We start from the raw sequence: 12465 nt of genomic DNA on the forward strand, positions 1-12465 counted from the left end.
GCGAATGCTTTTCGAGGGCGCCCGCGCGGGCCCTACCTCGGCCCGATCGGCGGCGTCCGGGGCGGCGTCCCCCGCGTCAGCCCCCGGAGCACGCCACCCAGGCTCATGCCGCCCGCCATCACGGCGGCGCCGAGGCCCAGGACGGCCAGGCCGATGACGGTGTCGACCAGATCGTCGCGGCCGTCACGGCCGTCGCCGCCGGCCTGGGGCCGCGTCGAGTCCGCCGCCGCGGACCGCGCCTCAGTGGTGTTCTGCTCGTCGCTCATGTCCCCCACCTCCGGCCTCCAGTATGAGACCTCTGCGATACGGGGGCCAGCCGGCCGGGGCTACTCGGCCGCGGCCTGCGAGATCAGCGTGCACGCGGTGTCGATGTCCGCCTTCACCTGGGAGATGGAGGCGCGTCCGGACAGCCAGGTGATCAGCGTCGAGTGCCAGGTGTGCGTCACCACCCGCACCGCCGCCAGCTCGGACCGGGTCAGCGGCCGGCCGGCGTGGACGGCGTCGGCGATGACGTCCGTGATGAGCCGGTTGACCGAGTCGACCTCGGCGGACACCGACCGGTCCGCGAACGTGAGCGCGCGCATCATCGCCTCCGCCAGGTGGGGCTCCCGCTGCAGCGCCTTGAAGGTGCGCATGAGCGTCTCCGCGACGCGTTCGCCGGGGTCGGCGCTGACCGGTGGCTTGCGGCGGAGCTGGTCGTGGAGCTGCTCCAGCTGGTCCTGCATGGTGGCGACCAGGAGGTGGATCTTGGAGGGGAAGTAGCGGTAGAGCGTGCCCAGCGCCACTTCCGAGAGCTCCGCCACCTCGCGCATCTGGACGGCGTCGAAGCCGCCCCGGGCGGCGAGCTGCTGGGTGGCGCGCAGGATGCGCTGGCGGCGTGCCTCCTGGCGCTCCGTGAGCGGAGGGACCGGGCTCGCCGGGGCGGCCGGAACGGGGGAGCCGGCGGTGGCCGACGCGTCAACCGTCATGGGCTTTCCTCAACTTCTTCGTCCGACCCGCGGACCCTGTCTGAACTGTGTGAACTGTGTCACGCCCCAACTCTGCCACCTGCGGCGGGGCCGAAGTAGGAACTTGTTCTAGATTAGCGCCACGGATTATGCTCCGGTGACCCGCTCGTGACGCCGTCGAAGCCGTGAAGGCGGGACACGGACTTGCGGAGCGAGGTGACGAAGGGCCATGGCGGACGAGGTGTCGCGCGGCGAGACCCTGCGCATAGCCCTGCTCGCGTATAAGGGGAACCCGTTCTGCGGCGGACAAGGTGTCTACGTCCGCCACCTGTCGCGGGAGCTGGCTCGGCTGGGGCACTCCGTCGAGGTTCTGGCGGGACAGCCCTACCCGGTGCTGGACCCGGAGCCGGGCGTCACCCTGACCGAGATATCCAGCCTGGATCTGTATCGCCAGCCCGATCCCTTCCGGACGCCCAAGCGCGGGGAGTACCGCGACTGGGTGGACCTGCTGGAGGTCGGGACCATGTGGACGGCCGGATTCCCCGAGCCGCTGACTTTCTCGCTGCGGGCGCTGCGGCATCTGAGCGCGCGTCGCGGCGACTTCGATGTCGTGCACGACAACCAGTGCCTCGGGTACGGCCTGCTCGGTATGCAGCGCCTGGGCTTCCCGACCTTGGCCACCGTGCACCACCCCATCCAGGTGGACCGCGAGCTGGAGCTCGCCGCGGCGGCGACGCGGGGCAAGCGGGCCTCCGTGCGCCGCTGGTACGCCTTCACCGCGATGCAGACCCGCGTCGCGCGGCGGCTGCCCGAGATCATCACCGTCTCCTCGTCGTCCGCGGCGGAGATCAGCCAGTACCTGCGCGTGCCCCAGCGGCGCATCTCCACGATCCCGATCGGCGCCGACACCGACGCCTTCGCGCCGGACCCGTCCGTGCCCAAGATCCCGGGCCGGATCGTCACCACCGCCAGTGCCGACGTCCCGCTCAAGGGCCTCCTGCCGCTGGTGGAGGCGCTCGCCAAGGTGCGGGTCGAGGTGGCGGACGCGCATCTGGTGGTCGTCGGCAAGGCCAAGGAGGACGGGGTCGTCGCCAGGGCGGTCGAGCGCCTGGGCCTGGGCGGCGCGGTGCGGTTCGTGCACGGCATCTCCGACGCCGAGCTGGTCGGTCTGATCCGCTCGGCGGAGGTCGCGTGTGTGCCGTCGCTGTACGAGGGCTTCTCGCTGCCCGCGGTCGAGGCCATGTCCTGCGGCGCGGCTCTGGTCTCCACCACCGGCGGCGCGATCCCGGAGGTGGCCGGCCGGGACGGCGAGACCACCCTGGCGGTCCCGCCCGGCGACCCCTCGGCCCTGGCCGCGGCCTTGGTGCGGGTCCTGGCCGACGCGGATCTGCGCGCCCGGCTCGGCGCCGCCGCGCGGGAGCGGGTCCTGGAGAAGTTCACGTGGCGGGCCGCCGCGGTCGCCACCGCCGAGCGGTACCGCGCGCTCATCGACGCCGCCCGCGACCCCGTCGACTGGGACCGTCAGGCCGGCGACCGCCGGCCCCGGACCGGAAGTACCCGTCAACCACGAAGGGCAGGGGTCTGACGTGCTGACGGTCGACTTCGCCAAGTTCCCGATCGCCAAGGGCGAGAAGGTCCTGGACATGGGCTGCGGCTTCGGCCGGCACGCCTTCGCCCTGCTGCGGCAGGGCGCGGACGTCGTCGCCCTGGACTACAGCCAGGACGAGGTCGCCGAGGTGACCAAGTGGTTCGCGGCCATGCAGCTGGCCGGGGAGGTGCCGGCCGGCGCCAACGGCATCGCCGTGCGCGGCACCGCCTACGGGCTCCCGTTCGCCGACGGCACCTTCGACGCGATCGTCGCCGCCGAGGTGCTGGAGCACCTGCCCGACGACCGGCTGGCGATGTCCGAACTGGTGCGCGTGCTCAAACCCGGCGGGCGGCTGGCGGTCACCGTGCCGCGCTGGTTCCCGGAGAAGGTGTGCTGGGCGCTGTCCGACGCCTACCACGAGGTCGAGGGCGGCCACATCCGGATCTACAAGCGGCGCGAGATGATCGAGAAGCTGCGCGCGGCCGGCGCGGTGCCGCACGAGCTGCACCACGCGCACGCGCTGCACGCGCCGTACTGGTGGCTCAAGTGCGCGGTCGGGGTCGACAACGAGAACGGCCCGGTGAAGGCGTACAAGAAGCTGCTGGAGTGGGACATCGTCAAGGCGCCGGCGCTCACCCGGGCCGGCGAGGCCCTGCTGAACCCGGTGCTCGGCAAGAGCCTGGTCGTCTACGCCACGAAGCCCGCCGCATGAGGGTTGGGGCGGCCGACGGCTCCGTCGCGCTCCTGGCCTCCGAGGGGATCCTCGACGCCGAGCAGATCCGGGCCACCGCACTCGGCATCGCCGCGGTCCAGCGGCCGGACGGCGCCATCCCGTGGTTCCACGGCGGGCACCTGGACCCCTGGGACCACACCGAGGCCGCGATGGCGCTGGACGCGGCCGGGATGCCGGAGCGCGCGCTGGCGGCCTACCGCTGGCTGGCGGCGTCGCAGAACGCCGACGGGTCCTGGTACGCCGCCTACGCCGACTCCCCCGAGGGGGTCGGCGAGCCGACGAACCGCCTCCGCGAGACCAACTTCACCGCCTACATCGCGGTCGGCGTCTGGCACCACTGGCTGGCCACCGGCGACGAGGACTTCCTCGCCGAGATGTGGGGGCCGGTGTGCCGGGCCACGGAGTTCGTGCTCGGACTCCAGGCGCCGGGCGGCGAGATCCTGTGGTGCCGCGACGAGCAGGACCGCGCCGCCGGCGAGGCGCTGCTGACCGGCTGTTCCTCGATGTACCAGGCCCTGCGCTGCGCCCTGGCGATCGCCGAGCGGATGGGCCGGGCGCGGCCGGACTGGGAACTGGCGTGCGGCCGCCTGGGCCACGCGCTCGCCGAGCATCGCGAGCTGTTCGCGGACAAGAGCGCGTACTCGATGGACTGGTACTACCCGATCCTCGGCACGGCGCTGCGCGGCACGGCGGCCGAGGAGCGCATCGCCGAGGACTGGGACCGCTTCGTCGTGCCCGGCCTCGGTGCCCGGTGCGTGTCCCCCAACGCCTGGGTGACCGGCGGCGAGACCTGCGAACTGGTGCTGTCGCTGTGGGCGATCGGCGACGTGGAACGGGCCCGGACCCTGCTGCGCGACATCCAGCACCTGCGCGACGAGAGCGACGGCATGTACTGGACCGGCCGCGTCTACCAGGGCGACGACCAGGGCCACCAGCCGGCGATCTGGCCGCAGGAGAAGACCGCCTGGACCGCGGGCTCGGTACTGCTCGCCCTCGCCGTGCTGGCCGAGGAGAAGGCCACGGTCGCGGTGTTCGGCGGCGAGGGGTTGCCGGAGGGGTTGCCGGTGCTGTGCGCGGATCAGGAGTGCGCCGCCGCGTGAGCGGAGCGCACTGGTGCGGAAACTGGTGCGGACGAGAGGATCCGGTCGGGGTTCGGTCTTCGGCGGCGGCCGCGCGCAAGCCGCCACCCGATCCGGCTCAGCCGTTACAGGCGGTGTTCACCGCCGCGATCGCCTTGCTGGTCTCGGGGATCGTCTTCGACATCGACTGCGAGTCGCCCTTCTCGTAGAAGTCCGCGAACTTCCTCCAGCTGTCGGACTCGCTCTGGATCGCGGTCTTCACCGCCGGGTCGGTGGCCAGCTTGGCGTCGGCGGCGAGGTTGTCGGCCAGCTTGCGGTCGGCGGCGATCTGGAAGTCCTTGCCGCCGTTGGCCGCCGGGTTGGACGCGTTGAAGGCGTCCAGGTCGCGGGAGGCCTCGCCGCAGCCGGCCTTGGCGCCGGTCGGCGTCGAGGGCGACGTCGACGTGGTCTCGTCGTTCGGACCGGTCGTGGTCAGGCTGTCCGGGCTGGTCGACGTGGTGACGCCGTCCGGGCTGGTCGGCGTCGTCGGCGGTGGGCTCGGGGCCGTGGTCGGTCCCGTCGGCCGGGTGGGTCCGGTCGGGCCCGACGACACCGGCGGATTCGTCTGCGACGAGCCGCTGGAGTGCATCAGCTCCGTGACCGCGAACGTCGCGCCGGCGCTCACCGCCACCACCGCCGCGACCGCGAGGCCGACCTTCAGCCCGCTGCGCCGGGGCGGCGGGACGACCAGGTACGAGGGCTGATGCGGCGGCACCGTCGGGTGCTGCGGCGGTCTGGGCGCGGATTCGGTCAGGTCTCGGGTGGGCGGTATCCCCTCGCGGTTGCTGCCGGTGGCACCCTCGTTGCCGAGCAGGACCAGCGCCGACGCCACCGAGGGGCGCTGCGCCGGCTCCTTCGCGAGCAGCCCGGCCAGCAGCGGGGCCAGCCGGCCGGCCCGGGTCGGCAGCGGCGGCTGGTCGAACAGCACCGCGCTCATGGTGGCGGTCGGGCTGTCCCGGCGGAACGGCGAGACGCCCTCCACCGCCTGGTAGAGCGTCACGCCGAGGGAGAACAGGTCGCCGGCCGGCCCGGAGTCCTGGCCGCGGGTGCGCTCCGGGGCCATGTACTCGGCCGAGCCGATGATGGCGCCGGTGACCGTCAGGGAGCTGTCCGAGACGTGCTGGGCGATGCCGAAGTCGGTGAGCAGCACCCGGCCGTCGTCGGCCAGCAGCACGTTCGCCGGCTTCACGTCGCGGTGCACGATCCCGGCGGCGTGCGCGGCGGACAACGCGCCCAGCAGGGTCTCGGCGACCTTGGCGGTGTTCTCCACCGACAGCGGCCCGTGCTCGCGCACGTGCTCGGCCAGCGAGCGCCCGGTGACCAGCTGCATCACGATCCACGGCACGCCGTCCTCGACCACCACGTCGTGCACGGTCACGATGCCGGGCTGGTCGCGCAGCCGCACGGTGTTGCGGGCCTCGCGCTCGGCCCGGCTGAGCCGCTCGGCGTGCTGCTGCTCGGACAGTGTGAACGGCAGCGACACCTCCTTGACCGCCACGTCGATGTTCAGCGTGAGGTCGTGGGCGCGCCAGACCCGGCCCATGCCACCGGCGCCCAATCGGGCGACCAGCCGATACCGGCCGCCCACCAGGCGGCCGGGCTCAGAGTGCTCAGGCATGTACCCCCCCGGGTCGACTGCGAATCCGACATCGGACAGACTACGGAAGCCCCGTAATGATCACATCAAGTGGATCCCCGAGGAAGGGAAGCCTTCATGTCGTATCCCGACCCCCGGTACTTCGCCGACACCGGCGAGGTGTCCGCCACCTTCCGCCCCGCCGACGCCCCGCCGGAGATCACCTTCTCCTCGGGCGGTACGTGCAGCCTGCTGTCCACCGACAAGGACTCGGGGGGCCTGTACGGGCTCTACCGCTGGGACTTCGCCGCCACGCCGAGCGGCCCCGGCACGCACTTCCACAAGACCATGAGCGAGGCGTTCTTCATCCTGAAGGGCTGCGTGCGCCTGTTCAACGGCGAGAAGTGGGTGGAGGCCACGCCTGGCGACTACCTGTTCGTGCCGCCCGGCGGGCTGCACGCGTTCCGGAACGAGTCCGGCGAGGAGGCGTCCATGCTGTTGATGTTCGCGCCGGGCGCGCCGCGCGAGAACTACTTCCGCGGCCTCGTGGAGGGCCTTCCGGCCAAGCTCGGTGAGGCGTTCTTCCTGGAGCACGACCAGTACAACGTCGAGGACTGACGTCCGGCTCGACCGTGAGCGGGGGACAGCCCTCTGCCGTCCCGTCGACGGCAGAGGGCTGTCCGGTCTGAGCCGCTGCTCAGTGGTTGGTCCCGGTGGCCCACAGCGCGACCGGACCCGGGTCGTAGATGACGACGTTGCCGTCGTCCTGGCAGATCAGCCAGTCGTTGGGGTGGCCGGCGGTGTTCGAGGCCCACAGCGGCTTGCCGTTGACGTCGTAGACGACGGCGTTGCCGTCGGTCTGGAAGACGAACGAGTAGCCGCTGCCGGCGGTGTTCGACGCCCAGCGCGCGGTGCCGTTCTCGTCGTAGTCGACCAGGTTCCCGTCGTTCTGGAACAGGAAGTTGGCCTTGCCGTTGGAGCTGGCGCACACGACCGCGTTCGCCGCCTTGGCGTCCTTGGAGGTGGAGACGGTGTACGTCGTGCCCGGCGTGACCTTGGTCCCGTCCTTGCCGTCGTCGGCCGCGGCCGGTCCGGCGGCGCCGAGCATGGCCAGCGCGGCGGCGGCGAGGGCGACGCCCGCGCGCCGGTCCGCGTTGGTGATCTTCATGAGATCTCCCTTCCGGTGAGGACCGTCCGGATCGGTACGGTCTCTCCGGTGATCGGCCCGCGACCTGGGGATCCGCACGTGTTGCGCGTTTCCTGACCGATCAGGAAACAGGAAACGGTGAAGGGATCGGCAGGTGTGTTCTACCGGCCCGGTTTCCGCAGCACCCTGAGCGATCCCGTCACCGACTCCTCCTCGAACTCCCCGGACTCCAGCGCCCGCAGATAGATCCGGTACGGCGCCTGCCCGCCGTCCTCCGGGTTCGGGAACACGTCGTGGATCACCAGCAGGCCGCCGGGGGCGACGTGGCGGGCCCAGCCCTCGTAGTCGGCCTGCGCGTGCTCGTCGGTGTGGCCGCCGTCGATGAAGACCAGGCCGACCGGGGTGTTCCAGAGGCGGGCCACCGCGGGGGAGCGCCCGACGATCGCGATCACGCGGTCCTCCACGCCGGCGGCGTGCAGCGTGCGGCGCATGGTGGGGAGCGTGTCCATCAGGCCGACCCGCGGGTCGACCAGCTCCGGGTCGTGGTACTCCCAGCCGGGCTGCTGCTCCTCGGAGCCGCGGTGGTGGTCGACGGTCACCACCGTCCGGTCCGCCGTCGCCGCCGCCGCGGCCAGGTAGATCGTCGACTTGCCGCAGTAGGTGCCGATCTCCAGCAGGTCGCCGACCTTCGCGGCGCGCTCGGCCGCCTCGTAGAGGGCCAGGCCTTCGTCGGCGGGCATGAAGCCCGGGGCGGCTTCGGCGGCGGCGCGCAGCGAGTGATCCATGGCGCCACTCTATCTTCCGGATAACTGAAACGTGTTCTACTATCCGGCTCGTGGCTTCCGTGACCGCCGGCATCGGCTCTGTAGGGATCACCAGCGAGCACCGCGACTTCGCCGCGTCAGTCCGGGGGTGGCTGGCGCGCGCCGTCCCGCCGGCCACCGTGCGGGCGGCACTGGACGCGGACCGGGAGGAACGGCCCGCGTTCTGGGCCGGCCTGGTCGACCAGGGCCTGCTCGCCAACCACCTCCCGGAGGACCTCGGTGGCGCCGGCGCCGGGCTGTTGACGCTGGCCATCGCCCTGGAGGAAACCGGCCGCGCCGCGACGCCGGGCCCGTTCCTGCCGACCGCCGCCGCCGGCGTGTTCCTGGCCGGCACCCTGGGCGAGGCCGGCGCCGACGTGGTCTCGGGCCTCGCCGACGGCAGCGCCACCGCGGCCGTCGCGGTCGCGTCCGGCACCCTCGTCGCCGAACCCGTCGAAGGCGGCTACACCCTCACCGGATCGGTAGAACCGGTTCTCGGCGCGGCGCTCGCCGACTGGCTGGTGCTCACCGCCCGCCGCTCCGACGGCTCCGAGATCCAGGCGCTCGTCCCCGCGGCCGACGTCGTGATCAGCCCGCTGCTGTCCCTGGACCGCACCCGCCGCGTCGCGAAGGTGACCGCGGACGGCGTCCGCGTCCCGCGCGAAGCCGTCGCCGTCGGCGCCACCGGCCTCCTGGACCGCACCGCCGCGCTCCTGGCCGCCGCCGAGGCCGTCGGCATCGCCGACTGGTGCACCCGCACCGCCGCCGAGTACGCCAAGGTCCGCGTCCAGTTCGGCCGGCCGATCGGCCGGTTCCAGGGCGTCAAGCACCGCTGCGCCCGGATGGTCGCCCGGATGGAGCAGGCCCGCGGCGCGGTGTGGGACGCCGCCTTCGTCGCCGGTTCCGACACGGGCGCCGACGACGCCGAGGTCCCGATCGCGATCGCGGCGGCGCTCGCCCTGGACGCGGCCGTGGAGTGCGCCAAGGACTGCGTCCAGGTGCTCGGCGGCATCGGCTTCACCTGGGAGCACGACGCCCACATCTACCTCCGCAGGGCCCTGGCCCTGCGCCAGCTCCACGGCCCCACGAGCCGCTGGCGCGCGCGGGTCGCCGACCTCACCGCCGCCGGCCGGCGCCGGGAGCTGAAGGTCGAGCTCCCCGAGGACGCCGACGCCCACCGCGCCGCCGCCCGCGTCGCGTTCGAGGCGGTCGAGGGCCTGACACCGGCTGAACAGCGCAGGGAACTCGCCGCCACCGGCTATGCGGCCCCGTATCTCCCCAAGCCCTACGGACGCTCCGCGAGCCCGGTCGAGCAGATCGTCATCGCGCAGGAGATGGCCGCCGCGAAGGTGAAGCTGCCGGACATCGTGATCGGCAACTGGGTGGTCCCCACGCTGGTCAAGTACGGCACCGACGCGCAGCGCGACCGTTTCGTGCTGCCCACCCTGCGCGGCGAGATCATCTGGTGCCAGCTGTTCAGCGAACCCGGCGCGGGCTCGGACCTCGCGGCGCTGACCACCCGCGCCACCCGCGTCGAGGGCGGCTGGCGGCTGGACGGCCAGAAGGTGTGGACGTCGGTGGCGAACTTCGCGCAGTGGGCCATCTGCATCGCGCGCACCGATCCGGACAAGCCGAAGCACGAGGGCATCACCTACTTCCTGGTGGACATGAAGTCGCCGGGGGTGGACGTCCGGCCGCTGCGCGAGATCACCGGCCGGTCGATGTTCAACGAGGTGTTCCTGGACGGCGTCCACGTCCCGGACGACCTGGTGGTCGGCGAGGTGGACGGCGGCTGGCCGCTGGCGCGCAACACCCTGGGCAACGAGCGGGTCTCGCTGGCCTCCGGCCCGGTGCTCGGCGGTTCGCTGGAAGGGCTGCTGACGTCGGTCGCCGCGCGGGCCGAGCACGATCCGGTGCTCGGGCAACGGCTCGGCGAGCTCGTCTGCCAGGGCCAGTCCGCCGCGCTGCTCGGCCTGCGCACCACGCTGCGCCAGCTGTCCGGCATGGAGCAGGGGCCGGAGGCCAGCATCAGGAAACTGATCTCCATGCAGCTGGCCCAGGACGTCGCCGAACTCGGCCTGGAGGTCCTCGGCGGCGCCGGCGCCACCGAGGAGGACGGCGCCGCGGCCGGCTGGACCCAGGCGTTCCTGTCCAGCCGCTGCCTGACCATCGCCGGCGGCACGACCGAGGTGCAGCTCAACGTGATCGGCGAGCGCATCCTCGGACTGCCGCGGGATTAGAAGACCTCTGACAATCCAGACAGCGAGGGATGCGACTGTGAACAAGGTCTACGTCGTCGGCGTCGGCATGACGAAGTTCGAGAAGCCCGAGACCCGGCGGTGGCGCTACTTCGACATGGCGCGGGAAGCCGGCACCGCCGCGCTCGACGACGCCGGCGTCCGCTACGAGCAGGTCGAGCAGGTGGCGGCCGGCTACGTCTTCGGCCCGTCCACCTGCGGCCAGCGCGCCGCCTACGAGCTCGGCCTGACCGGCGTCCCGGTCTACAACGTCAACAACAACTGCGCCACCGGCTCCACCGCGCTGATGATGGCCGCGCAGTGGGTGGCCGGCGGGCTCGACGACTGCGTGCTGGCGCTGGGCTTCGAGCAGATGAAGAAGGGCGCGCTCGGCGGCGGGATGAACAACGACGACTTCAACGCCTCCCCGCTGGCCCGGCACTACACGCTGATGGCCGAGCTGCACGGCTTCGAGCCCTCGCCGCCCACCGCCCAGATCTTCGGCGACGCCGCCCGCGAGCACATGGACCGGTACGGCACCACCGCCGAGCAGCTGGCGCAGGTCGCCGCCAAGAACCACCGGCACTCGGTCCACAACCCGAACGCGCAGTTCCAGGACGAGTACTCGGTCCAGGAGATCCTGGACGCCAAGGAGATCCACCGCCCGCTGACCAAGCTCCAGTGCTCCCCGACCTCCGACGGCTCGGCGGCCGCCGTCGTCGTGAGCGAGCGCTTCGTCGACGAGCACGGCCTGGCCGACCGCGCCGTCGAGATCGTGGCCCAGGCCATGGCCACCGACACCGCCGAGGCCTTCGAGACCCGGACCATGATCGACGTCGTCGGCCGCCCCATGAGCCGCGACGCCGCCCGCCGCGTCTACGACGCCTCCGGCCTCGGCCCGGACGACCTGGACGTGATCGAGCTCCACGACTGCTTCTCCATCAACGAGCTCATCACCTACGAGGCCCTCGGCCTGTGCGGCGAGGGCGAGGGCGGCAAGCTGATCGCCGACGGCGCCACCACCTACGGCGGCCGCTGGGTCGTCAACCCCTCCGGCGGCCTGATCTCCAAGGGCCACCCGCTCGGCGCGACCGGCCTGGCGCAGTGCGCCGAGATCTCCTGGCACCTGCGCGGCCTGGCCGGCGCGCGGCAGGTCGACGGCGCGCGCGTGGGCCTGGCGCACAACATCGGGCTCGGGGGAGCGGCGGTGGTGACGGTGTTCCGGAAGGTGTGAGAAGTGCCGGACCTCAGAACCCCACGAAGAGGGTGAGGAGGAAGGCGAGCACGAACAACGCGAGTGTCGCGCCTGCCGCTGTGCTGATGAGGCCGCTCCGCCCCCTGGGGCTCGCGGGGAGGTTCGGCGTCGTCGCCGCGGGAACGTGAGCAGGCACCGCCACGGCGCGGGTGGGCGGTACACGTTCCGGCAGCGGCTCGGCGCCGGCGGCCAGCATCGCGATCAGGTCCCGGGCCGGCGGCCGGTCGGCCGGCTCGGGGCTCAGACAGCGCTGGATGACGCCGCGCAGTCCGGGCGGCACAGCGGTGAGATCGGGCTCCTCGCTCACGGTCCGCAACAGCAGCGTCGCCGGCGCTCCGGCACCGAACGGTCCGCGGCCGGTCACGGCGAAGGTGAGCACCGCGCCGAGGGCGAACACGTCCGCCTCCGGCCCGGTGTGCCGGCCGTGCGCCTGCTCCGGGGCCAGGTAGCCGGCCGACCCGAGCACGAACCCCGATTCGGTGAGGTCGGCCAGGGCGTCGGAGCGGATGATGCCGAAGTCGATCAGCCGTGGCCCGTCCGCGGCCAGCAGCACGTTGCCCGGCTTGACGTCCCGGTGCACCAGGCCCACGCGGTGCAGGTCGGTCAGCGCCTCCGCCAGCCCCGAGCCGAGGCGGCGGGCCTCGGCCAGAGGCAGCGGTCCGGCGTCCGCGACGCGCTCGCGCACGGACGGGCCCTCGACGTAGACGGTCGCCAGCCACGGCCGGTCGGCGTCCGGATCGGCGTCCAGCACCGCGGCCGTGTACGCGCCCGAGACCTGGCGCGCGGCGTCGATCTCGCGGCGGAACCGGGTGCGGAACTCCTCGTCCTCGGCGATTTCCGGGCGCACCAGTTTCACCGCGGCCAGGCGTCCGCTCGGCGAGCGCCCGAGGTAGACCACCCCCATGCCGCCGGCCCCGATCCGGCTGCGGATCTCGTACGGCCCCAGGCGCACCGGGTCGCCCGGCAGTAGTTCCCTCATCGCGCCCCCCGCTGTGGACGAACCCGTGGACGAACCCGTGTCGCCGCAGGCTATCAGCGGTCTGATGACACCGCGACGTCCA

Annotated in this window: 12 protein-coding genes; 6 read left to right on the forward strand and 6 right to left on the reverse strand. The window is 72.7% G+C overall.

Annotated elements, in window-relative coordinates; genetic code table 11:
• Positions 1–32 precede the first annotated feature (32 nt).
• Both ABD466_RS35125 and ABD466_RS35130 read right to left on the reverse strand, forming a co-directional pair.
• Positions 33–266 (reverse strand): hypothetical protein, encoded by a 234-nt coding sequence (locus ABD466_RS35125; RefSeq protein WP_344661563.1) that lies wholly within the window; start codon positions 264–266, stop codon positions 33–35.
• A 60-nt stretch (positions 267–326) separates the two neighbouring features.
• Positions 327–968, reverse strand: a complete 642-nt coding sequence (locus tag ABD466_RS35130; protein ID WP_344661564.1) for a TetR family transcriptional regulator — start codon at positions 966–968, stop codon at positions 327–329.
• 208 nt (positions 969–1176) lie between these two features.
• Here ABD466_RS35130 and ABD466_RS35135 point away from each other — a divergent pair, with 208 nt between their 5' ends.
• Genes ABD466_RS35135 through ABD466_RS35145 form a run of 3 tightly spaced genes read left to right on the forward strand, consistent with a single transcriptional unit; the run spans position 1177 to position 4368 of the window.
• Entirely contained in the window at positions 1177–2532 is a 1356-nt protein-coding gene (locus ABD466_RS35135; RefSeq protein ID WP_344661565.1) for a glycosyltransferase family 4 protein, read from the forward strand.
• Between the two features lies 1 nt (position 2533).
• Positions 2534–3247 (forward strand): class I SAM-dependent methyltransferase, encoded by a 714-nt coding sequence (locus ABD466_RS35140; protein ID WP_344661566.1) that lies wholly within the window; start codon positions 2534–2536, stop codon positions 3245–3247.
• Positions 3244–4368, forward strand: coding sequence for a prenyltransferase/squalene oxidase repeat-containing protein (locus ABD466_RS35145; protein ID WP_344661567.1), 1125 nt, complete (start codon positions 3244–3246; stop codon positions 4366–4368). The genes ABD466_RS35140 and ABD466_RS35145 overlap by 4 nt, the downstream gene beginning before the upstream one ends.
• 97 nt (positions 4369–4465) lie before the next feature.
• On the opposite strand, the gene ABD466_RS35150 is transcribed toward ABD466_RS35145, so the two are convergent.
• Complete coding sequence (locus tag ABD466_RS35150) at positions 4466–6004, reverse strand: serine/threonine-protein kinase (RefSeq protein WP_344661568.1); 1539 nt, start codon at positions 6002–6004, stop codon at positions 4466–4468.
• A gap of 96 nt (positions 6005–6100) precedes the next feature.
• Between ABD466_RS35150 and ABD466_RS35155 the strand changes: the two genes are divergently transcribed.
• The gene (locus ABD466_RS35155; RefSeq protein WP_344661569.1) at positions 6101–6580 is read left to right on the forward strand and encodes a cupin domain-containing protein; all 480 of its coding nucleotides are present in this window, start codon (positions 6101–6103) and stop codon (positions 6578–6580) included.
• Between the two features lie 79 nt (positions 6581–6659).
• Here ABD466_RS35155 and ABD466_RS35160 read toward each other — a convergent pair whose 3' ends face one another.
• Both ABD466_RS35160 and ABD466_RS35165 read right to left on the reverse strand, forming a co-directional pair.
• The gene (locus ABD466_RS35160; protein ID WP_344661570.1) at positions 6660–7130 is read right to left on the reverse strand and encodes a hypothetical protein; all 471 of its coding nucleotides are present in this window, start codon (positions 7128–7130) and stop codon (positions 6660–6662) included.
• Between the two features lie 140 nt (positions 7131–7270).
• Positions 7271–7894 carry a class I SAM-dependent methyltransferase gene (locus tag ABD466_RS35165; RefSeq protein WP_344661571.1) on the reverse strand — a complete coding sequence of 208 codons (624 nt, stop codon included), beginning with the start codon at positions 7892–7894 and terminating at the stop codon, positions 7271–7273.
• A 50-nt stretch (positions 7895–7944) separates the two neighbouring features.
• On the opposite strand from ABD466_RS35165, the gene ABD466_RS35170 reads away from it, so the two are divergent.
• On the forward strand, positions 7945–10152 hold the full coding sequence (locus tag ABD466_RS35170) for an acyl-CoA dehydrogenase family protein (RefSeq protein ID WP_344661572.1): 2208 nt from the start codon (positions 7945–7947) through the stop codon (positions 10150–10152).
• A 37-nt stretch (positions 10153–10189) separates the two neighbouring features.
• Complete coding sequence (locus tag ABD466_RS35175) at positions 10190–11383, forward strand: lipid-transfer protein (protein ID WP_344661573.1); 1194 nt, start codon at positions 10190–10192, stop codon at positions 11381–11383.
• A gap of 13 nt (positions 11384–11396) precedes the next feature.
• Here the strand turns inward: ABD466_RS35175 and ABD466_RS35180 are convergent, their stop codons facing one another.
• On the reverse strand, positions 11397–12383 hold the full coding sequence (locus tag ABD466_RS35180) for a serine/threonine-protein kinase (RefSeq protein WP_344661574.1): 987 nt from the start codon (positions 12381–12383) through the stop codon (positions 11397–11399).
• Positions 12384–12465: the final 82 nt, after the last annotated feature.

This window comes from Catenulispora subtropica, assembly GCF_039531675.1.
In the GTDB taxonomy this organism is placed as follows: domain Bacteria; phylum Actinomycetota; class Actinomycetes; order Streptomycetales; family Catenulisporaceae; genus Catenulispora; species Catenulispora subtropica.

Excerpts from the sequence above, each read along its gene's own strand:
- ABD466_RS35125 (WP_344661563.1), bottom strand. The coding sequence starts at position 266 with ATGAGCGACGAGCAGAACACCACTGAGGCGCGGTCCGCGGCGGCGGAC.
- ABD466_RS35145 (WP_344661567.1), top strand. The coding sequence starts at position 3,244 with ATGAGGGTTGGGGCGGCCGACGGCTCCGTCGCGCTCCTGGCCTCCGAG.
- ABD466_RS35180 (WP_344661574.1), bottom strand. The coding sequence starts at position 12,383 with ATGAGGGAACTACTGCCGGGCGACCCGGTGCGCCTGGGGCCGTACGAG.
- ABD466_RS35130 (WP_344661564.1), bottom strand. The coding sequence starts at position 968 with ATGACGGTTGACGCGTCGGCCACCGCCGGCTCCCCCGTTCCGGCCGCC.
- ABD466_RS35165 (WP_344661571.1), bottom strand. The coding sequence starts at position 7,894 with ATGGATCACTCGCTGCGCGCCGCCGCCGAAGCCGCCCCGGGCTTCATG.
- ABD466_RS35150 (WP_344661568.1), bottom strand. The coding sequence starts at position 6,004 with ATGCCTGAGCACTCTGAGCCCGGCCGCCTGGTGGGCGGCCGGTATCGG.
- ABD466_RS35135 (WP_344661565.1), top strand. The coding sequence starts at position 1,177 with ATGGCGGACGAGGTGTCGCGCGGCGAGACCCTGCGCATAGCCCTGCTC.
- ABD466_RS35160 (WP_344661570.1), bottom strand. The coding sequence starts at position 7,130 with ATGAAGATCACCAACGCGGACCGGCGCGCGGGCGTCGCCCTCGCCGCC.
- ABD466_RS35155 (WP_344661569.1), top strand. The coding sequence starts at position 6,101 with ATGTCGTATCCCGACCCCCGGTACTTCGCCGACACCGGCGAGGTGTCC.